This window comes from Vibrio gazogenes, from assembly GCF_002196515.1.
GTDB classification, from domain to species: domain Bacteria; phylum Pseudomonadota; class Gammaproteobacteria; order Enterobacterales; family Vibrionaceae; genus Vibrio; species Vibrio gazogenes_A.
Genome location: NZ_CP018835.1, coordinates 3237816 through 3260986, shown reverse-complemented (window position 1 = coordinate 3260986; position 23171 = coordinate 3237816). Strand labels below are relative to the sequence as shown.

At 39.5% G+C, this 23171-nt stretch carries 20 protein-coding genes; 9 read left to right on the top strand and 11 right to left on the bottom strand.

The window, feature by feature from the left end:
* Positions 1–48: 48 nt before the first annotated feature.
* The gene (gene fadR, locus BSQ33_RS14855) at positions 49–894 is read right to left on the bottom strand and encodes a fatty acid metabolism transcriptional regulator FadR (RefSeq protein WP_021020094.1); all 846 of its coding nucleotides are present in this window, start codon (positions 892–894) and stop codon (positions 49–51) included.
* 625 nt (positions 895–1519) lie between these two features.
* Between fadR and nhaB the strand changes: the two genes are divergently transcribed.
* A complete protein-coding gene (gene nhaB / locus BSQ33_RS14850) occupies positions 1520–3103 on the top strand; it encodes a Na(+)/H(+) antiporter NhaB (RefSeq protein WP_088134421.1) in 1584 nt (527 codons plus the stop codon).
* A 73-nt stretch (positions 3104–3176) separates the two neighbouring features.
* Positions 3177–3710, top strand: coding sequence for a disulfide bond formation protein DsbB (gene dsbB, locus BSQ33_RS14845; RefSeq protein WP_027694158.1), 534 nt, complete (start codon positions 3177–3179; stop codon positions 3708–3710).
* Between the two features lie 73 nt (positions 3711–3783).
* Here dsbB and BSQ33_RS14840 read toward each other — a convergent pair whose 3' ends face one another.
* Both BSQ33_RS14840 and lrp read right to left on the bottom strand, forming a co-directional pair.
* The gene (locus BSQ33_RS14840) at positions 3784–6573 is read right to left on the bottom strand and encodes a DNA translocase FtsK (protein WP_021020091.1); all 2790 of its coding nucleotides are present in this window, start codon (positions 6571–6573) and stop codon (positions 3784–3786) included.
* Positions 6574–6744: 171 nt separating this feature from the next.
* Complete coding sequence (gene lrp, locus BSQ33_RS14835; protein WP_021020090.1) at positions 6745–7239, bottom strand: leucine-responsive transcriptional regulator Lrp; 495 nt, start codon at positions 7237–7239, stop codon at positions 6745–6747.
* A 186-nt stretch (positions 7240–7425) separates the two neighbouring features.
* On the opposite strand from lrp, the gene BSQ33_RS22035 reads away from it, so the two are divergent.
* Positions 7426–7629, top strand: coding sequence for a hypothetical protein (locus BSQ33_RS22035; protein WP_332457867.1), 204 nt, complete (start codon positions 7426–7428; stop codon positions 7627–7629).
* Between the two features lie 117 nt (positions 7630–7746).
* On the opposite strand, the gene cysB is transcribed toward BSQ33_RS22035, so the two are convergent.
* Positions 7747–8721, bottom strand: a complete 975-nt coding sequence (cysB, locus tag BSQ33_RS14830; RefSeq protein WP_021020088.1) for an HTH-type transcriptional regulator CysB — start codon at positions 8719–8721, stop codon at positions 7747–7749.
* Between the two features lie 302 nt (positions 8722–9023).
* On the opposite strand from cysB, the gene BSQ33_RS14825 reads away from it, so the two are divergent.
* Both BSQ33_RS14825 and miaE read left to right on the top strand, forming a co-directional pair.
* Entirely contained in the window at positions 9024–9785 is a 762-nt protein-coding gene (locus BSQ33_RS14825; RefSeq protein WP_021020087.1) for a hypothetical protein, read from the top strand.
* A 74-nt stretch (positions 9786–9859) separates the two neighbouring features.
* Positions 9860–10660: a tRNA isopentenyl-2-thiomethyl-A-37 hydroxylase MiaE gene (gene miaE / locus BSQ33_RS14820; protein ID WP_021020086.1), complete on the top strand. Its 801-nt coding sequence runs from the start codon at positions 9860–9862 to the stop codon at positions 10658–10660.
* Between the two features lie 73 nt (positions 10661–10733).
* Here miaE and pyrF read toward each other — a convergent pair whose 3' ends face one another.
* The 6 genes from pyrF to cmk form a co-directional block, all read right to left on the bottom strand.
* Entirely contained in the window at positions 10734–11432 is a 699-nt protein-coding gene (pyrF, locus tag BSQ33_RS14815; protein WP_088134604.1) for an orotidine-5'-phosphate decarboxylase, read from the bottom strand.
* A 61-nt stretch (positions 11433–11493) separates the two neighbouring features.
* Positions 11494–12663 carry a lipopolysaccharide assembly protein LapB gene (gene lapB, locus BSQ33_RS14810; protein ID WP_021020084.1) on the bottom strand — a complete coding sequence of 390 codons (1170 nt, stop codon included), beginning with the start codon at positions 12661–12663 and terminating at the stop codon, positions 11494–11496.
* A 9-nt stretch (positions 12664–12672) separates the two neighbouring features.
* Positions 12673–12957, bottom strand: a complete 285-nt coding sequence (locus BSQ33_RS14805; protein ID WP_021020083.1) for a LapA family protein — start codon at positions 12955–12957, stop codon at positions 12673–12675.
* A 137-nt stretch (positions 12958–13094) separates the two neighbouring features.
* Positions 13095–13379, bottom strand: coding sequence for an integration host factor subunit beta (ihfB, locus tag BSQ33_RS14800; protein WP_021020082.1), 285 nt, complete (start codon positions 13377–13379; stop codon positions 13095–13097).
* Positions 13380–13465: 86 nt separating this feature from the next.
* Positions 13466–15136, bottom strand: coding sequence for a 30S ribosomal protein S1 (gene rpsA / locus BSQ33_RS14795; RefSeq protein ID WP_021020081.1), 1671 nt, complete (start codon positions 15134–15136; stop codon positions 13466–13468).
* Between the two features lie 117 nt (positions 15137–15253).
* Entirely contained in the window at positions 15254–15937 is a 684-nt protein-coding gene (gene cmk / locus BSQ33_RS14790) for a (d)CMP kinase (RefSeq protein ID WP_088134420.1), read from the bottom strand.
* Between the two features lie 546 nt (positions 15938–16483).
* On the opposite strand from cmk, the gene BSQ33_RS14785 reads away from it, so the two are divergent.
* The 4 genes from BSQ33_RS14785 to BSQ33_RS14770 all read left to right on the top strand — a co-directional run bounded on the left by BSQ33_RS14785 (position 16484) and on the right by BSQ33_RS14770 (position 22683).
* A complete protein-coding gene (locus BSQ33_RS14785) occupies positions 16484–18334 on the top strand; it encodes a sensor histidine kinase (protein ID WP_157721407.1) in 1851 nt (616 codons plus the stop codon).
* Positions 18335–18420: 86 nt separating this feature from the next.
* Positions 18421–18681, top strand: a complete 261-nt coding sequence (locus tag BSQ33_RS14780) for a response regulator (protein ID WP_232471933.1) — start codon at positions 18421–18423, stop codon at positions 18679–18681.
* A gap of 272 nt (positions 18682–18953) precedes the next feature.
* Positions 18954–20126, top strand: a complete 1173-nt coding sequence (locus BSQ33_RS14775; RefSeq protein WP_232471984.1) for an acyl-homoserine-lactone synthase — start codon at positions 18954–18956, stop codon at positions 20124–20126.
* A 556-nt stretch (positions 20127–20682) separates the two neighbouring features.
* Positions 20683–22683 (top strand): hybrid sensor histidine kinase/response regulator, encoded by a 2001-nt coding sequence (locus BSQ33_RS14770; protein WP_198298115.1) that lies wholly within the window; start codon positions 20683–20685, stop codon positions 22681–22683.
* Between the two features lie 83 nt (positions 22684–22766).
* On the opposite strand, the gene BSQ33_RS14765 is transcribed toward BSQ33_RS14770, so the two are convergent.
* Positions 22767–23072 carry a ComEA family DNA-binding protein gene (locus BSQ33_RS14765; protein ID WP_021020077.1) on the bottom strand — a complete coding sequence of 102 codons (306 nt, stop codon included), beginning with the start codon at positions 23070–23072 and terminating at the stop codon, positions 22767–22769.
* Positions 23073–23171 lie beyond the last annotated feature (99 nt).

Genomic DNA, 23171 nt, shown 5'->3' with positions numbered 1-23171 from the left:
GATTCAGAAACAACAAAAAGGGCCCTACGGCCCTTTTTTCAATCCTTATTAACCATCATCTTCGGTAAAGCTTGTTGGCAATGAACGCTTCATCTCATTCCAGATTTGTCGACTTTCAATCCCGTACTGGCGAATACAAGCGGAGAGGTGCTCTAACTTATCCGTCCCATTCGAGCAGATCGATAACAAATCTTTATAAAACTCTAGCGCGAGTACGCGAGCTCTGGGATTTGAAAAGTAGTAACTACCGACACGATCATACAATTTTTTCAGGCCGTTAAAGATCAGGCCGTAGATTTGATTGCCAGAATGGAAAGCCAGACGCTGGAACAACATATAATCATAAAAATTGAACGTTTTTGCCAATAGTCGCTGTTCACGAGCTTCTTTATCCCCATCGCCATCATCTTTAACATGCTGTGAGATCTTTTCAGAGTATGGGGAGTCTGCCATGAATTGTTCCCATGACTCAGCATCCAGTAATGCCTCACATGAACCAATGACTCGCTTAATCGTTTTTTCAGACTGGGTTGAATTCAGCCGAAATGCATAACGCATGAAAATCGGACTGATATTGGTTCTTGCCGCCAGTAAGTCTTCAACGATACTGGTTGCATTTTCAGCATCCAGTGTCATCAACGTATCGAGAATATGTAACCCAGAGGTTTCCATAAACTGATTCACTTTTGTCGGCTTACCATGCTGTATTGTCAGCCAGCCATCACGAGCCAACCGTTGCAGCACTTCTCTTAATGTCGTTCTGGTCACACCAATCAGTTCAGACAGTTCTCTTTCTGCCGGAAGAATCGATCCCGGCGCAAACCGCCCATTCCAGATACTTTCAATAATATACTTTTCTGCAAAGCCTGCTGGGCTTTTCGCCTTAATGACCATTCAATACTTTTCCAGTTTTGTTTATTTACAAAGTCAGATGGCATCCATCATATCACCAGTTGGTACACTGCGAAAATGTTCGATATTCAACTTGCCACACAAGCCAAATTATTCATCAGTGTGCAATAGGTATCTTATTCACTTTTTGATTTAGCTTAAGATTACCATTCTGAAACTTGAATAAAATATAAAGGAAATTTAGTACGATGGACAGGTGAAAAGCATAAATATTTCCATAGTAAACTTACAGATATGTCATATTATTTCATATTATCTCTGTTGATATGCTTGTTGATAATAATATTGTCTTCGACATTATTTCCAAAGTTGTGAAGTCACAATGATTTTATATGCATTATGGTCATACTATAGGCTACTTTTATGTGAAAACTTCAAGAGAACTCTCACTAAGAACTTATTGTATTTCATGAAATAATCAACCTACTGTAGAGTTCCGGCAAAACACCATGTCGATACATTAATCAGGGAGCAATGTTCATTAGGCATCACTCATGAACCTTTGCTGAGATGTATGTAACTTTGAATGGATATCTTTCGTAAATTGTTACGAAAAAGAAGTGATGGATATCAATGTCTATTCATAACAACTATAAGAGTCATCATCATGCCGATTTCGTTAGGAAACGCGTTTATTAAAAATTTTCTGGGTAAATCACCAGATTGGTACAAAGTGGCAATTATTGCTTTTCTCATTGTGAATCCTATTGTCTTTTTCACAATCAGCCCCTTTGCTGCAGGTTGGTTACTGGTTGTTGAATTTATCTTCACACTGGCAATGGCCTTAAAATGCTATCCACTTCAACCCGGTGGGTTACTTGCAATAGAAGCCATACTCATCGGAATGACAAGCCCGGATCAAGTTAAACATGAGTTAGTTGCAAATATTGAAGTCCTCCTACTGCTCATGTTTATGGTTGCGGGCATCTACTTCATGAAGCAACTGCTTCTCTTCATCTTCACCAAAATCCTTTTGGAAATCCGCTCTAAGGTTATCTTATCTTTAGCATTTTGCATTGCTGCTGCATTTCTTTCTGCATTCCTCGATGCCCTTACAGTGATCGCGGTTATTATTAGTGTTGCCGTTGGATTTTATGCCATCTACCACAAAGTTGCCTCTGGACAAGGTGACCACACACAAGATGAGCATTTATCAGACCTGACCAGAGAAGATCTGGAAAATTACCGAGCTTTTCTACGTTCACTACTCCTCCATGCAGGGATCGGAACTGCACTTGGCGGTGTTATGACGATGGTTGGTGAACCACAGAATTTGATTATTGCCGATCAGGCGGGATGGAATTTCGGTGAATTTTTAATTCGTATGTCGCCGATCACAGTACCTGTTTTTATCAGTGGAATTCTCACCTGTATCGCAGTTGAGAAGCTGAAAATTTTCGGCTATGGCGCTCGACTCCCCGATCCCGTTCGGCAAATTCTGCGTGATTATGATCGGACACAAACACAAAACCGAACTAATCTTGATGTTGCAAAACTATGGATTCAGGGATTAATTGCAATTTGGTTGATTGCCGGACTGGCTCTTCATCTTGCATCGGTTGGGCTGATCGGACTTTCCGTGATCATTTTGGCAACCACATTCTGTGGTATTACCGAAGAGCACGCACTTGGAAAAGCATTTGAAGAGGCACTGCCCTTTACCGCTTTGCTCGCGGTCTTCTTCTCGATCGTTGCGGTGATTGTCGACCAGCACTTATTTAAACCGGTAATCGATGCCGTATTACATCTGGAGAATGCAGACCTGCAGCTCGCGATGTTCTACGTCGCGAATGGATTACTTTCCATGGTATCTGACAATGTATTCGTTGGCACAGTCTATATCCATGAGGTGAAAACCGCACTCATGGAAGGTATTATCTCACGCGATCAGTTTGACTTACTCGCTGTTGCGATCAATACCGGTACAAACTTGCCCTCTGTCGCAACCCCGAATGGACAGGCTGCATTTTTGTTCCTACTGACCTCTGCACTGGCACCACTCATCCGACTCTCTTACGGACGGATGGTGATGATGGCTCTGCCATATACAATTGTTTTAACACTTGTTGGTTTGGTCGGAATTATCTTTTTCCTTGAGCCAGCGACAGCGAATTATTATGATCTGGGTTGGTTATCACACCACATCCCAGACGCATTAAAACATGCATCAGCATCACTAGGTCATGAATAATCGATTGAGTCTACCGCCGTTTCGCGTTAAAAAGCTCTGTAGAACAGAGCTTTTACTTTATTAAGGATATCCCATTGTGATCTTTGCCAAACTCAACCAGTTTTCTCAGTCCAGAACATCCTGGGTTTTACTGCTGTTATCTATCCTATTTTTCGAAATGTGTGCGCTCTTTTTCCAACATATTCTGATGCTTGCCCCCTGCGTCATGTGTATTTATGAAAGAGTGGCAATGCTAGGGATAGGTGGTGCGGCGATTCTGGGGCTTATTGCACCCCGGCTGGTAATATTCCGTTGGTTAGGTCTTCTTTCTTGGGGATACACCGCCTATTCCGGGTTATTACTTGCACACCAGCATGTTGAGTATCAGTTCCATCCTTCACCATTTGCAACTTGTGATGCTTTCGTTCAATTCCCACAGTGGGCACCACTGAATCAATGGATGCCGTGGATGTTTGAAGCCTATGGCGACTGTAGCAAAATTGTATGGCAATTTTTAACGTTATCGATGCCACAGTGGTTGGAAATCATCTTTGCAATCAATCTTTTTGTTGCCTTTATTTTCTTGATTGCTCAATTTTTTAAACCGAAAAGACGCAGTTTATTTTAAAACGACGATGATCTTTAAAAAAGAAGCGGGAGACCATCCGGTCTCCCGCTTCTTTTTCATCAACGCAGTACAATTAATCTCTGATCGGTGGCGGGGCTAGCACTTCCCGATTACCATTGTGTCCCGGAGCACTGACAATTCCCTGAGCCTCTAATTGCTCGACAATTCTAGCTGCACGATTGTATCCAATCTTAAAGCGTCGCTGCACCCCAGAAACCGAGCCTCTTCGCGTTTCAACGACGTGTTCAACAACTTGATCAAATAATGGATCGATATCTTCATCACTTTCGAGTTGCTCTCCCGGTAACAATGCTTCTGGTCCTTGATCCCCACTGACAATCTCTGCAATGTAGTTGGGTTGTCCTCTGGCCTTCCAGTTATTGACGACAGCATGAACATCATCATCGGAAGCAAATGCCCCGTGAACACGGACGGTATGACTGGAACCGGGTGGCAAGTAGAGCATATCTCCCATTCCCAACAAAGATTCCGCCCCTCCTTGATCGAGAATGGTACGAGAGTCGGTCTTGGTTGAAACCGTAAATGCAACCCGAGTCGGGATGTTTGCCTTAATCAATCCTGTAATGACATCAACCGAAGGACGTTGGGTCGCCAGAATCAAATGAATCCCCGCAGCCCTCGCTTTCTGAGCCAAGCGGGCGATCAGTTCTTCTACCTTCTTCCCAACCACCATCATCAAGTCGGCAAATTCATCAACCACGACCACAATGAAAGGAAGTTTCTCCAGCCGTGGTGCTTCTGCATCCATGCTATCCCCCTCCTTCCAGAGCGGATCATGAATCGGATGCCCAGCTTTAGCGGCCATATCCAGTTTTTCATTGAAACCTTTGATGTTCCGAACACCAACAACCGACATTAGCTTATAGCGACGTTCCATTTCTGCCACACACCAACGCAATGCATTGGCGGCATCCTTCATGTCGGTCACAACCTCTGACAGAAGATGAGGAATACCTTCATAGATTGAAAGCTCCAACATTTTCGGGTCAATCATGATAAATCTGACTTCTTCCGGTGTTGCCTTATATAGCATACTGAGGATCATCACATTCACACCGACGGATTTCCCTGAGCCTGTTGTTCCTGCAACTAAAACATGAGGCATTTTTGCTAAATCGGCAATCACAGCATCACCGGCAATATCCTGACCGAGTACAATTGTTGTCGGAGATTTTGACCGCTTAAATTTGTCACTGCTGACGACATCAGACAAGTAGACCGTCTGACGGCTCAAGTTTGGCAATTCCAAACCAACATAAGGTTTCCCCGGAATGACCTCGACGACACGGACTGCCGGTGTTGACAGGGAACGAGCCAAGTCTGTTGATAATCCCGAAATTCGGCTCACTTTCACTCCCGGGGCTAAATCAAGTTCGAACCGAGTAATCACCGGGCCGGGATAAATCCCCACAACACTTGCCTGAATCTTATAATCCAATAGCTTAGACTCAACCAACCTTGCTACTTCCGTCAGCATATCCTGATCAATAAAGTTTTCTCTTTTCTCCGGATGATACAGCAACTCTAAAGTTGGTAATGGCTCTGTCGGTGTCGGTAGATCGATAGTCGGCTGAACCAAAAACGGATTTTGTTTTGCCGATTCGGTTTTCTTGGCTTCAGACACTAAATTTTGGAAAGCAACTACATCTTCATCCGACTCTTCATCTAAGTCCTCTTGCACCTCAGAGCGGTCCGGTTCTTCATCGAGTGTATCTAAGTTAGAGATGGTTGGTTCATCTTCATGAACATCAATATCAAATGATCCAAATGAGTGAGTGCTTGAATCGGTTGTCGCGGATGCATCTTCGTTTGAGTCATCGCTCCAATCTTCTTCAGCAAAATCATTATGTTGTTGTGCAGCTTTATCCAATTCTTCTATTGTTGCAGAAAACTGTTTATTACGTTCAGGCCACTCATCATCGACATCATACACAACTTGTTGCTCTTGAGTATTATCATCCTCTACATCCTGCTCACTCTGAGGGATATGGATGTTGAAGCGACGAACATGATCAGTAAGAGAATTATCCGTGAAAGCGTTGTCACTAGGTAAATCGGTCGTCGGCTCTGATGCTGTATCCGAGTGATTCGATTCAATCACCGTTTCAGTCGGTGACAGACGATGTTGAATATCACGTTCAAGCAAAGCCGCTGATGATTCAATCCCCGGGGACAGAATTGTCTCTTTCTCTCCTTTCCGAAATAATGCGACGCCTTTTTGTGCGAATGCAATGGCTTGATCCCCAAGCCACTCCACGATTGTTAACCATGAGATGCCGGTCAGTAATGTAAAACCAGCGCCCCAAAGAAACAGGAAAATCAACGTACTACCCAAGATATTGAATGTTGGTAGTGCTAGGCTACTTAAAACATCACCAACGACACCGCCAGAAGAGAAGTACCACAAATCATCAAAATTAATGTCGGCCAGACCACAACTCGTCAGCAGAACCACGACAAAGCCGAGCAAACGGGTCCCCCAGATCATAAAATCGAAGGCTTCATCCTCATCACGAGTACGAAGTGCTCCCCATGTAATGAGTGTAATCACCAGAGGAAGTGGGTATGCCAGTGAGCCAAAAGTAAAGAAGAGCGTATCTGCAATCCAAGCACCAATGTATCCACCAGCATTATGTAGCTCGCCGCCCCAAGCAGTCTGAGACCAAGACGGGTCAGCAGGACTAAATGTCAATAAAGCCACGGAGAAGAAGACGGATAGGAGGACAGCCAAAATCAAAACACTTTCTTTCAGCCGTTGAACGCCATTTAAGCGAGGAGAAGTCGTGACTTCAGCTCTGGTTTTGATAATGGTTTCGACTTTATTTTTGTTCTCTTTGAACATAACCAACTTTTTGCCTAAACCTCATGTCAAAGCATCATGCGCAACATGAATTGAAATAAAAACAGTCCGAGCGGCCCAAGCCGCTCGGTTTATAGTGTGATTTAACCATAACATTAGCCAAAACCCAATGTCGTTAAGTCAGAATACAGAAAGATATTCGAGACTTTGTGGCTAACGAACTTTAATGACTAACTGATTTGTCTGTTTCACTTCTTCCATCACGACATAGGTTCGAGTATCGTTTACGCCAGGCAGTCGTAGTAGCGTATCGCCCAAAAGCTTACGATAGGCCCCCATATCAGATACCCGAGTTTTCAACAGATAGTCAAAATCTCCTGAAACTAGATGGCATTCCTGAATATCATCTAGTTTTTGCACCGCTGTATTGAACTGTTCAAATACATCCGGAGCCCCACGATTCAATGTAATTTCAACAAAAACAAGTAATGACGCATCAAGATACTGCGGATTCAAGAGTGCTGTGTATCCGGTAATATAATTCTGACGCTCAAGTCGTCTCACACGCTCCAAACAAGGCGTTGGAGACAGTCCAACACGTTTGGATAATTCTACATTTGAAATCCGGCCATCTTTCTGCAATTCATTCAAAATGTTGCGATCGATCCGGTCTAAATCCTTGGACGGCTTTTTATAGTTGTCTGCCATGTTTATTCCACCTTATTTACTTCCTTGCAAAAACATACAACAATTTTTAACACAAAATATCTCAAGTAACGGACTAACATAATACTAGTCATATATTCGATATATTATACAAACACCCAGTGAATACAACCAAATACAAATGAGGGATCAGGATGATGATCGCCATATCGAAAATGCTCAAACACCATCACTGGTATCAGCTTTTCTGACGATAATGACATCACCGTAGGTGCATCCATTCTTCCTACTGCTGACGGTATATTTGCGAAAGCAGGCATAATTGTAAAGGTCAAAAAACCTCTGAACGTCAAATGTGAAAAACGACTAAAAGGGCAAATATTATCAATTTATTTACACCTTGCACCAGATTTTCCACAAACTGACGGCTGAATCAAGAATAAAACTATCTCTATTGCTGATGAAAGAGTCATCGGTTCACTGCATTATTTACCACTTTTGGAACCTGATTCTGAAAATTAGGGACTTGACGACACCAGACAAAATCAATTAGCGCACCGGCAATTGAATGTCCTTAAACATCTCTTCAATTTCCTGATTTGATTTCAGAGATATCGCCTGTTCCACTACTGGACGAGTCAAATGAGGTGCGAAACGTTCCATAAAATCAAACATATAAGAACGCAAAAAAGTCCCTCGACGAAAACCGATACTCGTGGTGCTCGAACCAAAAATATGGCTTGCATCAATAGCGACTAGATCTGCATCACGGACTTTATCTACTGCCATACTGGCAATCACCCCAACCCCCATACCGATTCGGACATAAGTTTTAATCACATCGGCATCAGTGGCGGTAAAGACAACTCGCGGACTCATTCCGATTCGATCAAATGCCATATCCAGTTCAGAGCGCCCTGTAAACCCAAATACATAAGTAACCAAGGGATATGTCGCTAACTCTTCGATGCTGAGCTTATCTCGTTGTGCTAAAGGATGCCCTTTTGGCACCACGATCGAACGATTCCAGTGGTAACAAGGTAACATGATTGCATCTTGATACAAATGCAGTGCTTCAGTTGCGATAGCAAAGTTCGCAATCCCTTTTGCAATCGCTTCTGACATCTGACTCGGCGTGCCTTGATGCATATGCAAAGAAACTTTAGGATATCTGGCAGTAAACCCTTTGATCACATCCGGCAGCGCATAACGGGCTTGTGTATGAGTTGTCGAGATATTCAATGTCCCCATTTCCGGGTGAGTGTGTTCACTGGCAACGGCTTTAATTCCTTCAACCCGAGAAAGGATTTCCTGTGAGATTTTAACGATGTCTTCCCCGGCAGAAGTCACCTGAGTCAGATGTTTACCACTCCGTTCAAATATCTGAATCCCAAGCTCATCTTCAAGTAAACGAACTTGCTTACTGATTCCCGGTTGAGATGTGTACAAACTTTCGGCTGTAGCTGAAACATTTAAGCTATGATTCACTACTTCCACAATGTATTTTAACTGCTGTAACTTCATGTCAACCCCGTATCTCTGCAGCAAATTACAAACTTAGGCATTTTATATAATCATTAGTTATAATGCTTAATGAGAAGAATTTATACCCTTTTTTGGCCGCAATTTGGAAAATAATTGGAACTTTTCTGCGAGTTGGGACTTCATTTACTGAATAATTAAGTGATCTATTAAAGAATAATAGGGTATTCATTGGTAGAACACGCTAAATTTTATTATGCTATACGAACTTACCGTCGAGGATTATCCACCCTATGAATCCTTAGGCAGGTTGAATTCACGATGTACGGATTGATGCAGGAACTATGAGTATAGGATTAATCATTGCCTTGGTTGGCGTATTGCTCCTTCTGGTTTTAGGCTACAACATTATGTTGCAGTATAAAGTCAAAGTAGAAACAGCAAAAAAACACGAGTCGACTCGTTATGTTGCAATCATTGATGCCACCGAGGATCTAATTGGTAACGCTCACCACGTCCCTTACAGTAAGGACTTGTTGCTATGCCTGAATAATCGGATTTTGGATGCACTGCAAAATATGCACGAGCTAGACCCTAAGAATAAACAACTGGCGCATCGTATCGAAAACATGCAGGGACAAGTAAAAAACCTGCGTGAAAATCATCCGAACCAAGACAGTACAACATTCAAATCGCCAACCAATGATAAACAAGCAATTACGATGCTTAAGCTCGTAAAACGTCTGAGAGATACAATTCGAAGCGAGCATAATAAAGGGCGTTTGGATACTCAAGCATATGTAACGGAAAATGCGCGTCTGGAAATGATTCAGATACGCATCAATATCGAGAATGTTATCAAACGAGCCAATGAGTCGATTGTGCGCGGACAACCAGGAACGGCAATTCAGCTCTTGAAGAAAGGCATTGATGTCCTCAGTACTAAAAATGATGCTTATTCAAATCAAGCGCGGGAAAAACTGCAAGCCATGTATGATGAGCTCGAGAACAAGCGTCAGCAGAAAAAAACACCGGTTGAAGCACAAGGCGATCGAGAACGGGATGACGACATGGAAGCCCTCTTTGGTGAAAAGAAAAAGTGGTAACAATCTCCTCCTGATTTAGATTCTACTCCGATTCATAACAGGTCGCTCTGGCGGCCTTTTTAAGTTTAAGAACCATGACCAATAGCGACCAGTATCAACAATTACTCCAACCCATTCATAACTTTCTACAATGTGAGACCCCCGAAGCGTGGATTTGCGAGGCGCAAAAGCCGGAGAATTTAAAAATCATTCTGATTGATCATCTTTTATGTGAGTTGAAGGCTGGCCAATCGGCAATGTATCTCATCCGTAAGTACGCGGTTGATGCGACAAGTGCATCGGCTCTGCTTGCATGGTTTAAACCTTATGAAGATTTCGCTTATCGCAAGTTAGGTACTCTGACGGATCTGAAAGGGAAAAGTCAGCTATCCAAAACGATCATGGCAAAAGCTGATTCGTCATACAGCCAAGATTTAATCGACAAAATGGTTTTACTGATCAAAGAAGAGCTCCATCACTTCTATCAAGTGCTGGAGATCATGGAGAAAAAAGGGATTCCTTATGAGAATATTCCTGCTGGTCGTTATGCAAAAAGGCTATTATCGCAAGTAAAAACTTATGAGCCAGATGCTCTCATCGACAAGTTAATCATTGGTGCTTATATTGAAGCAAGATCATGTGAACGTTTTGCCAAACTCGCACCCTACATGGATGATGATATCGCAAAGTTTTATGTGTCTTTGTTACGTTCCGAAGCGCGACACTATCAAGACTACTTGACACTGGCCCAACAAATTGCGCATCAAGATATTTCTAAACGGATCGAGGCGATAGGAAAAGCAGAAGCCGAACTGATCCTTTCTCCCGACTCTTGTTTCAGATTTCACAGTGGTTCCCCTGCTGAGTCACTGAGAGAATCACCTGTCCATGAATAGATATAAAAAAACAGGGGCTAAGACCCCTGCTCTACTCAAATTAATCTTGCAGTCAACAAAACAATCGATGTATCTATCGACAAAGTGAATGGTTAATACTCTCCAGAACCGATGCAGGAGCTTGTGCTTGAGTAATCGGCCTGCCAATCACCAAATAGTCAGAACCCGCTGAAATCGCTTCCTGAGGCGTCATAATCCGCAGTTGGTCACCCACATCACTCCCTGCCGGACGAATTCCTGGCGTCACGAGTTGAAACGACTGACCCAGTTGCTCTTTTAGCTGGCGCGCTTCCTGAGCAGAACACACGACACCATCAAGCCCAGAATTTTTTGTCAATGTCGCAAGACGAAGCACTTGCTCTTGAGGAAGCACATTCAGCCCGATATCAGCCAAATCGTGTTGAGACATACTGGTTAAAACCGTCACACCAATCAGTATTGGTCTATCTGCCCCATAAGGCTCAAGTATTTCTCGAGCGGCAGTCATCATACGTTCACCACCGCTGGCATGAACATTCACCATCCAGACTCCCATCTCTGCCGCAGCTCTCACTGCTTTGGCACAAGTGTTAGGGATATCGTGAAATTTCAGGTCCAAAAAAACGGAGAAGCCACGTTGGTGTAATGCTCGCACAAAATCAGGACCAAATAACGTGAACATTTCCTTCCCGACTTTCAAACGGCAATGCTGAGGATCAATCTGATCAACAAAATGTAATGCTTCAGCTTGATTATCATAATCCAGTGCCACAATGACTCTCGGCTCGCCCATTTTTTCTCCTTCGTTCATTTTATATGTTCATTCAATCCAATTCTTGTTTCAGGAGCGGTTCTTACTCTCCATCTAAACCCCGAATCGGTTTAACCTCTCCCCAGCTCTTACACGATGGACAGTGCCAATACAATGAATGAGAAGAGAAACCACATTTCCGGCAGCGATAATGAGGCTTTATCCTCATTTGCTCACCAACCATACTTTGCAATGCAGATAAACTTTTTTTCGCCCGACCTTCTTCAGCTTCCGCTAAATGATAATCCATCAATCGGTAGAACCCCTTCATGGTCGGATTCTTCACCAACTGTTTTGTCAGTAGATCCAAAGCCGAACCAACACCTTCATGGTGAGCGACCAACTGAGCTAACATGAGTTCTGATGAAGCACCCGCTTGATGGGCGATACATTTTCTTAAAAATTCAATCAGTCCCTGTTCATGACCAGAATGGTGATAACACTCGGCAAGCGTCGGTAAAATTTCACTGACATAATCGACATCCTGTTCAAGTACCATTTCCATATAACGAATGGTATTCCGATAATCTTCTTTCTCCAGATAAAGCTTCCCTAAACCAATACTTGCTCTGACACATTTCGGATCTTCCGATAGCGCTTTTTTGTATATTTGTATCGCTTTCATGTCATCACGCATGGATTGCGCATCTACTGCAAGCTCACACCAAAAATAAGCAATACTCTTACGCATCTTTTTGCGGCCGAGTTTCACCAAAGCATGAGCACACTCTATGGCTTTCATCCATTCCCGGGTTTGCTGATAAATCGACGTTAATTGAATTAATGCTGACTCTCGATGTTCAGGTTCTTCAATAAGTTGTTCGAAAATACGCTCCGCCCGATCCAAAAAACCAGCAACCATATAATCTTTTGCCAACTGTTGAAGAGAGAGGTTCTTTTGATCGATAGTTAACCCTGAGCGAGAAATCAGATTCTGGTGAATTCGAATCGCTCGATCAACTTCACCTCGAGAACGAAATAAGTTACCGAGAGCTAAATGGGTGTCGATCGTCTCATCATCGACCTGAAGTAGTTCGATAAAATGATCAACCGCTTTATCCGATTGATCAGATAACAGCAGGTTAAGCCCCGTAACATATTGACGGGATATTTGGTGAGATTGTTTCTGCTTGTCTTGCTGAGCGCTGCGGTGCCCCATATACCAACCATAAGCAGCAGCAATCGGCAATAACAAGAAGAGTATTTCTAACATCGAGTTATATTATCCGATATTCAGTTTCTCTTTCGCAACTGGACGCTGAGTTTCACTCTTGTTCAGCTGCTTATTCAAACGGCGAATCTGTAGTTTTGCTCTGAGATGCAAACTACCAAAAATAAGCCACGCTATAGCAAAACCGGCGACAAAAACTGCTCCCAAGAGCCAAGATAAATGGAATTCACCTTTTGCTAATAGATAGTTGAACGTAACAATTTCTTGGTTTTGAGCACCCAAGGCTAAGGCAACAAGGAAGAGAACGAGAAGAAAAATAATTTTTAGGACTCTCATAATGGGAAAACCTGCTTCAGTTATTGGCACCCCTGATTATGCAAGAAAATCACCATGCATACCATGATAATTGATAATATCGTATTCAAAAAAAACGGCATATCGAACGATATGCCGCATAGATTCGCTTGCAAAAATCAGATCGTACTATTAACGCGCTCTCTGAGTTCTTTGCCAGGTTTAAAGTGAGGGACATATTTACCATCCAATTCAACTTTTTCACCTGTTTTTGGGTTACGTCCAGTGCGAGGCTCACGATAATGCAGAGAGAAACTGCCAAAGCCTCGAATCTCTATTCTGTCTCCCTGTTCCAACGATGTCGCCATATGTTCGATGATATCTTTTACGGCATCTTCGATTTCTTTCGCGGACAGATGAGTTTGCTCTGCGCACAATCTTTCAATCAATTCAGACTTCGTCATAGTTTCCCTCTTCTTACTTGCAATATCAGCATCAAAATCCTAACTAAAAAAAAGGAGCCCGATAGGCTCCTTTTTTGCGAATGATATTATTCGCCTTTAGCAGCCTTGAAAGCATCAGCCATAGCATTACCGAACGCGCCTTCATCTTGCTTGTTCAGTGAAGCCATTGCTTCTTGCTCTTCTGCTTCATCTTTCGCTTTGACAGATAGGTTGATAACGCGGTTCTTACGGTCTACACCAGTAAATTTCGCTTCAATACTATCACCAACACTCAGGATGAGAGATGCGTCTTCAACACGGTCACGAGATACCTCAGAAGCACGGATGTAACCTTCAACGCCATCTTCTAGTTCAATTGTAGCACCTTTCGCATCAACTGCAGTAACAGTACCATTGACTAGTGTGCCTTTTTTGTTGTCAGCAACATATGCGTTGAACGGGTCGTTTTCCATTTGCTTAACGCCAAGAGAAATACGTTCACGCTCTGCATCAACAGCAAGAACAACAGCAGAGATTTCATCGCCTTTCTTGTATTCACGAACTGCTTCTTCTCCAGGAACATTCCAAGAGATATCAGACAGGTGAACCAGACCATCAATGCCACCATCCAGACCGATAAAGATACCAAAGTCAGTGATAGACTTGATCTTACCTGTAACTTTGTCGCCTTTTGCCTGAGCTTCAGCGAACTGTTGCCATGGGTTAGCTTTACACTGTTTCAGACCCAGAGAAATACGACGACGTTCTTCATCGATATCCAGAACCATAACTTCAACTTCGTCACCGACGTTGACAACTTTAGATGGGTGAATATTCTTATTCGTCCAATCCATTTCTGAAACGTGAACCAGACCTTCAACACCTTCTTCGATTTCAACGAAGCAACCGTAGTCAGTCAGATTAGTTACACGACCAGTTAGCTTATGACCTTCTGGATAACGTTTTGCGATTGCAACCCATGGATCTTCACCTAGTTGTTTCAGACCTAGAGATACACGAGTACGATCACGATCAAACTTCAGCACTTTCACTAAGATTTCGTCACCAACGTTGACGATTTCAGACGGATGCTTCACACGTTTCCAAGCCATATCAGTGATGTGCAGAAGACCGTCAACACCACCAAGATCAACGAACGCACCGTAATCAGTCAGGTTCTTAACGATACCTTTAACTTCTGTGCCTTCTTGTAGTGTTTCAAGCAGTTCATCACGCTCAACACTGTTTTCAGATTCGATAACAGCACGGCGAGAAACAACAACGTTGTTGCGTTTCTGATCCAGCTTAATAACTTTGAACTCTAGCTCTTTGTTTTCTAGGTGAGCAGTGTCGCGAATTGGACGAACGTCAACCAGAGAGCCAGGAAGGAAAGCACGGATACCGTTGAGTTCAACAGTAAAACCACCTTTAACTTTACCATTGATAATACCAACAACAGTTTCAGCTTCTTCGTATGCTTTCTCAAGAACGATCCAAGCTTCGTGGCGTTTCGCTTTCTCACGAGAAAGTTGAGTTTCACCGAAACCGTCTTCTACTGCATCCAGCGCAACATCGACTTCAGAACCGACTTCAACTTCAAGTTCGCCAGCAGCGTTCTTGAACTGTTCAGCAGGGATTGCAGATTCAGATTTCAGACCTGCGTCAACAAGAACAAAGCCGTTCTCGATAGCAACAACAGTACCTTTAACAATAGTACCAGTCTGGAATTCAGTTTCGTTTAGAAACTCTTCAAAGAGTTGAGCAAAAGATTCAGTCATTTATTTCATCTTCAAAATATTAAACTTCCACGGGTATCCTACCGCGTGGGGTTATGAATTTCGCCAATCATCATCCTTGAGACCGACGTTCTGAACTGACCGTTACTTAGCAGACTGCTAGCGAACCGCCAGTTTAGATTCTATATATTGTAGCGATGTTTCGAGAACCTGCTCGATAGACATGGACGTTGAGTCAAGGACCAATGCATCATCAGCGGGACGCAACGGCGCAACGGGACGATTTCGGTCTCTTTCGTCACGTTCACGAATTTCGCTTAAAAGGTCATCAAATTTAACATCAAGCCCTTTAAGTTGCAACTGGTTATAACGTCTTTTTGCCCGCTCCTCAGAGCTGGCATCCAAGAATATTTTGACTTCCGCATCAGGGAAAACAATCGTCCCCATATCCCGGCCATCGGCAACAAGTCCGGTCTCTTTGATAAATGCACGCTGACGTCGAAGAAGGGCTTCTCGCACTCTGGGAAAAGCAGCAACTTTAGAGGCAGCCATACCCGTTTCTTCCTTACGGAGTTCTCTGGAAACATCTTCACCTTCCAGAACAACTTTGACTAAATCCCCTTCAGTAATAAATTCAACATCCAAATGCGTTGCCAAAGGCACCAAAGCATCTTCTGATTCGGTATCAACACCATGATGAATCGCAGCCAGAGCTAATACACGATACAATGCACCAGAATCAAGCAAATCAAATCCCAATGCTTTAGCGATACACATACAAAGCGTACCTTTCCCGGCGCCACTCGGTCCATCAACGGTAATCACCGGTGTATAAGAAGACATGTCTTACTCCACTATTCAAATGATTGCGGCTCAAATCCGCACCTTGCCGGTGACGCATTATAAAGACTCAACGGCTCAGGAGCCATAGGAGATTATAGGAAGTTATAAATATAGTAACTTTTTTATTTAAACTGAGATAAATCACAAACAACCGATCTATCAATTCAATTTCCCACCATCATTATGATAAAACTTGATAAGGTTGATTTTTATGTGTATTCATATGTCTAAATTTACCTTACTATCTTAACTAAAAATTTAGGATACTTATTTCGACTAATGTACGAGGTATAATTTAACTTGATCACTCAATTATTGAACTATATCGCTTATCCTAAAGCTTTGTTACTTCTCTTTGCATCGATAGGTGGAGTCTGCTGGTTATTATACTTTATCATGTTTTTATCAACTAAGATATCAGGCTATATAAGAAGTCTTTACTATTCATATGCTGCATGTATTTTCTTTATTATTTTATGGGTTATAAGCAACGCATACTTTCATACAGAACTACTTACTATATTCGGTGAGAGTGGTGCCATTTATATGGCAAAAATAGCAAATATATTTTCATATATGTCATTAACATTTGCATTTATCTATTCATGTCATCTAACCTCAGCTATACACGAAAATAAATTTAAACTTTGGGAAATCATGACAATAGTTATAATGACTATTTATGCATTCTATGTGAATTTTATATCAGGAAAAACCATAATAGGAGTTACAATAGAAAGTCCCAGTCATTTTACTATTCATTTCGGTCAGGCTACTCCTATTTTCTTCCTATCTCTATTCATATATACATTTTTAACTTTATTAAAATTAATAAGATCCATAAAATCAAATCATATTAAAATAAAACAATTAAAATCAATATATACAGCATTAGGTATGATTATATATCTGATCACAACAGCAACATTTCATTTAATTACAACATTTATATATGACGATTTTTCATTAACTTGGCTTCCTCCTTTCTTAGCGATAATTTGTTTAATTATTGTTGGATACACATCTGTAAATTATAGATTTTATAGCTGGCGACATTTAATACATTCAACTATTAGAATAGTTTTAACTTTATCAATTTATATCATTCCCATTATATTTATATCTGCAAATAATGACAAAAATGTTTATATTACATTCAGTGTATTATGGTGTTTTACTTATATATTACATTGGAAAAAAATAACAAGATTATCTGCTAAAATATCTAGTCTACTAGTATATAAAGAACTATACACTCCTATTGATAAGATTTATACCACATCCAAAGAAATTCATAACTCATCGCAAGATTTGATAGCAACAATTTCTCAAATATTGAAACTCGACGGTGAGTTATCAATTATATCATTAGATGACAATTTAAACTCCATTTATAGAAAATACCTATATGAACACAAGTCAGCTTTAATCATAGATGAAATAGAGTATCAATTATATGATAGAAAACATAATGATTTGAACAAGATATATTATAATATGCTTGAAAATAATTCAGCGGTAATACTTCCTATCTTTGATAATAATGACTCTATATTTCAGTTATTATTATTACCTCGAAAATCAAATGGTTTTTTATATGCAAATGAGGAAGTACATGCAATACAATATCTATTGAAAGAAGCTAGTTTTTATCTCTATTGTGAACATAAAATAAAGCAATCTCAAAAAGCAGCTATATCCATTTCTTATGAAATGAAGACTCCTTTAAAAGAGGTTAAGTCATATATTTCAAAAATTGAGAAAAGAATAAAAAGTACAGAAAAAAGTACATTATTACTGCATAATATAATAGATATATATAAAGCTATAAATTATGGAAATCAAATAATTAACACTTCACTGAATGATATTGAGCGCATACCACTCACAGATCATGATAAAGAGTATGTATGCATGGGAGATATACTTCGAGAATCTATTAACGACTATACTTATGACAATGAAAAGTACACCGATAGAATCTTTCTAGATGTTAAAGATGATTTTATAGTTCATGCAAATAAAACAAAGATAGTATTCATTATTTTTAATTTATTGAAAAATGCCACTTATTATTTTAATTCACACCCAGAAAGCACGGTAGAGATTAAAATAATATCTGGTTTATCATTTAATAAGTTAATTTTTAAAGACTATGGCCCTGGTATAGAAAAGGATATAATAGATAATATATTCAATAATTTCTTCACTTACAAAAAACATAATGGGACAGGACTCGGCTTGAGCTATTGTAAACGAGTGATGAAAGCAATAGATGGAGATATTTATTGTAATTCTGTATTTGGTGAACATACTGAATTTGTGCTTATTTTCCCAAATATAAATCATTCAAATAATATTAAAGAATCAACCAAAATACATATAATGAATACATAGTCGATAACAAGTTAAAATCAATATATAAAATTAGTGCATTAGTTATTGATGGCAATCATACCCATCGTGCTTTAGAAAAATACTTCTTGATAAATCTTGGAGTAAGCGTTCATGAAGCTCAAAACGATCAAAAATCTATTGATATGGTATCACATTACACTTTTGATATAGTATTTATGGATATTCAAATGTTATATATTGGTGGCTTTGAAGCTACCATTCAGATTAGAAATATATCTCCGGAAGCGTCCATCATCGCACAATCCGGAGAGTCTAGAGCTAAAGAAGTAGCAAGAATTCATCAACTTATGGACGATAGAATTGTCAAGCCAGCTACGCTTTATTAGTTCAAAGAAGTACTTCAAAAATGGGTTATTACATATATGATGATAAGGTCACACCTAGTCAGTCAACTTCATAAGGTAAGTTGTAACCATCATGTCTCTATCTAGATTAGATATATTGAAATAGATCAATATATCTAATCCTTTAGCACACTATCATTTAAAATTCACAATAAGAGAGTAGGCTCTTCAAATGTCAATGTGTTGAATAATTGACACTATGGTGATATAAATGTCAACTATTAATGTGAATACTAGGATAGATCATTTTGGATGTGATATTATCAACGCATAATCAGCAGACAAATCAGTCGAACTCTCAAAAAAAAATATTTTTTTTCCAGACAGTACAGCGTGTACTATTCCAAGAGTTCCCCGCCTTAAATTTTGCTGACTTAGTTACTCTACGACGCAAAAATATTCTCTATTATAACGCTTGCCCTGATAGCGGTGATCTTGCTTCAATATTTGAATCATCTCAAGCGATTCAACATATTATCTCCAATCCAATGATAGATTCCCCAACTAACTGGCACTCTATCGAAATTTTTGCAATTGAACTATTCGGAAGTATTCTAGCTGGATGGGCTGAATATGAGAAATACTTGATTTTACAGCGAAATCAAGCCTTGTATTCAGTGGAGTTCAGTGTTACTTCCCCACCATTAGATGAGAAAAATTATTATTCAGAGTACGTTAAAAATATAGAGAAAGATACAAGAAAGTTTATTACACTACATTGTAACACTCCTCTTTCCCTTGCAGATGCGATTTCTTTAATAAATCTTGATATCTTTGTCATAGAGCAGAGATGGTATGAAATACTTTTTACACTTCATTTATCGCAACAAGGAAGTCATGTTTTGGTGTTTTATTACGATAAAAACAGTTTCCCAATATTAGTATCAACCGCATTGATTCAACATTGGGATAAGCGTGAGAACTGGCTCAGTTTTGATCCCTTTTTTAAAAACCCTAAGTGGCAAAGTTGTCTGACGGAGAGCTCAGTTGAGTATCTTCATCAAACAGGTGTTTTCAGTAAAAATATTTTAAGTACAATACCATACAATGATTCTATCATTGAAGATAATTTATTAGATACAAACGCTGTTTGTGAAATTTTAAGGCTAACCGTTAGCGGCCCCCATAGGCTTCGTATTTTCTTGATCTTCTTATGCCAAAAACATCTAGCAAAGCAACTGATTGCAATAGGCAAAAAACTCTCATATACTATTGTAGAATTGTCCATAATGCTTGATTTATATGATTTTTTTGGCAAAGAATCTTATTTAAATAGTTCTTGCTGCGATATTAACAATAACAATATAAAAACTTATAAAGGGTTCTGGAATAATCAGGGAATAAATGATAAGTTTAAGAATCTCAACTATGAAGAATATAAATTAATAATAAAATATTACAAGGCTAGGAGAGATTCTTTTGAATAAAATTATTCTAACAATAGATAAATTCTTCTATGCTAAGTCTCTTTTACTACTATTTACTGCACTCCTTGTGCTAGTTTGGCTGATTTATTTTATTACGACATTGAAGAAACAAGGCGCATCTCCACTAAAGACCATATATTCTTCATATATTTATTATTCTATATTCATTATGCTATGGATCATATCGAATTCATACTTTCACTCTGGATTATTAACAACATATAGCTCTCAATACGCTGTTGCAGTAGCAAAAGCTGCAAATATTTTCTCATATATGGCATTTGCCTCTGCATTCCACTTCTCTTGTAGAATTACATCTAAAAAATTAAATAATGGTCTAAACCATTGGCAAAGAATAATTCTCATTATATTCACAACATTCGCTCTATATACAAATTTATCGTCCAATTATACTATTGTAAGCATAGATATATATGCTCCTAGTAAATTCACTATTCATTTTGGTAGCTTAACATCACTGTTCTTTATTTCAGTCATCATATTAACGTGTATAACTCTTCTCAACCTCACCCAGTTAATTAGAGGAAATGATAAGTTGAAGAAGTTAAAATCCATTTATATGATAATCGGCATTATTACATTTATGCTATCGACTGCTATTATACATACATTTGTAACATATATCTTTCATGACTTTTCATTAACTTGGCTTCCACCTGCATTATCCGTAACTGAACTGTTATTTATGGGTTACGCTGCACTATATCATCGATTCTATAGCTGGCACTACCTTGTATACACTACTCTTTGCATGGTTCTGACGGCAATTATCTATATAACTCCTATATTTGCTCTTCAATCATGGTTAGTAGCAAGTAAAAATCACATTCTTATCATCTCATTCTGGTGTTTATTATGTGGTTTAACTTGGAGAAATGTTTGGCAATTTTTTTCTCAATATATAGGACTATGGGTCTATGGGGATAAGAAACCACCTGTTGAACGAATTTTGTCTTTAGTAGATGACTTTCAAATATCGACACAGCAAGCCATAACAAAACTTGAACGTTTACTTAATTTAGAACAGTCAATTTTAGTTTCTGATATTAATTCAAATAGTATTTATTTTAGTTACTTTAAAAATAACTATTCTGTTCTACTTCTTGAAGAAATTGAACAATACATTAATAACAATCATAATAAAAAATTCCGTCAGATTCGAGATCTAATGTCAAAAAATGAAAGTGCTATGATTCTTCCTATATATGATCATCATAACACTTTATCACAGTTACTTATTTATCCTAAAAAAAATGATGGTTCCCTATATTCAAATGAAGAAATAAATGCAATTCAATTACTTTTAAAAAAAGCACAAGTATATATCCATTATGAAACCAAGATACACCAGTCTCAGGCAATGGCGAAGTCTATCGCTCATGAGATGCGAAACCCCCTATCTCAAATTCAATTTCATCTAGAAAAATTAGATGATATTATACTTAATAGCCAATTACCTCAAAATCTAAGAGATGAGATTCAAAAAGGTAAAAATGCCGTCCAGCACGGAAGTCAGCTGATTGATATCATTTTACATGAAGTTAACCAATCGATAATAAGCCAAGATAAAATGGCTATCTTTTCTATAAAAGAGCAAATGACACAGATTATTAATAGATTTGCTTATCGCTCTAGTTTATTTAAAAATCGTATAGTTATGAAAGTATCCTGTGATTTTAACATACGTGTAAATGATACTTTATTTGACTTTATTATTTTTAATCTATTAAGGAATGCAATTTATTATTTCGATGATTATTCTGATAGTAAGATTGAACTATCTCTTGATGCTGGCGATGAATATAATGAACTTACTTTTACTGACTACGGCCCGGGCATTGAACCACAAATTGTACACAGAATCTTTGATGAATTCTTCACCTACCAGAAAAAAGGGGGGAGCGGCTTAGGCTTAAGCTACTGCAAAAGAGCAATGAAGCTCTTTGGTGGTGACATTCAGTGCCAATCTGTTTACGGTGAATATACAAAATTTACCCTCACCTTTCCTCATGTCAAACAAGAAGAGCAACTTGCACCACCCAAAATTGATGTGGTAAAAACGCCATCTCCTGAACGATTGAAATCAACCCATACCATATCGGCAAATCAGAAACAGAGAATCGCGTTGGTTACTGATGATAACGCAACACAGCGAGCACTAGCAAAACTCTATTTGGAATCTCTTCAGTTTACTGTCTATGAAGCTCAAAATGGAAAGGAAGCGGTTGAAATAGTTCGCCATCATACCATTGATATTATTTTTATGGACGTTCAAATGCCGGTCATGGATGGTTTAAAGGCATGTACAATCATTAAGGAAACTCACCCGACACTCCCAATTATTGCCCTGTCTGGAGAATCGGGTGAAGATGAAATTGCTCAGATAAAAAGTACAATGGATGGATGGTTGATTAAACCCACGACTAAACAGTTATTACAACAAACCGTACTCAAATGGTTAGATGTGGATAGTCTTCAGGCGATAAATCATATCAATACGCCAAAGCCCCAAATCAATACGATAGATACTTTATGATCTACTCACATTCAATATAAGTTTACCATCAATAACAGCATTGTTTTTCTATCCGAATTGTACGTTCTAAACAATGCTCACCACTATAAGCTGATTCGACTACGGTTCCTCTCAACAAGCGACATACCGATCCCTTTGACTGCTGTCACATCCTCTACTTGAGCAAATGGCCCATGTTCTTCTCGATAGTTAACGAGAGCCTGTGCTTTTTTCAAACCAATACCGCTGAGCACTGTGGCAAGTTCTTCCGCTGTTGCACTGTTGATATTGACAATATTGGCCTGACTTTCCAAAGGTGTAACAGAAGCTGGCTCACCAGTCGCAGCATAAACCGTTTGTAGTGGCAGACACACAACTGAAAGTACAGAAAGAAGTAATAATTTAAGCATAAGATTTATCTCCAAATCAAAAGTTCGGATTCATCCTAATGAAGCTTATTAAAAATACGAGACCGACTGATATAAATTAAAACGGGCTACAAAAGTAGC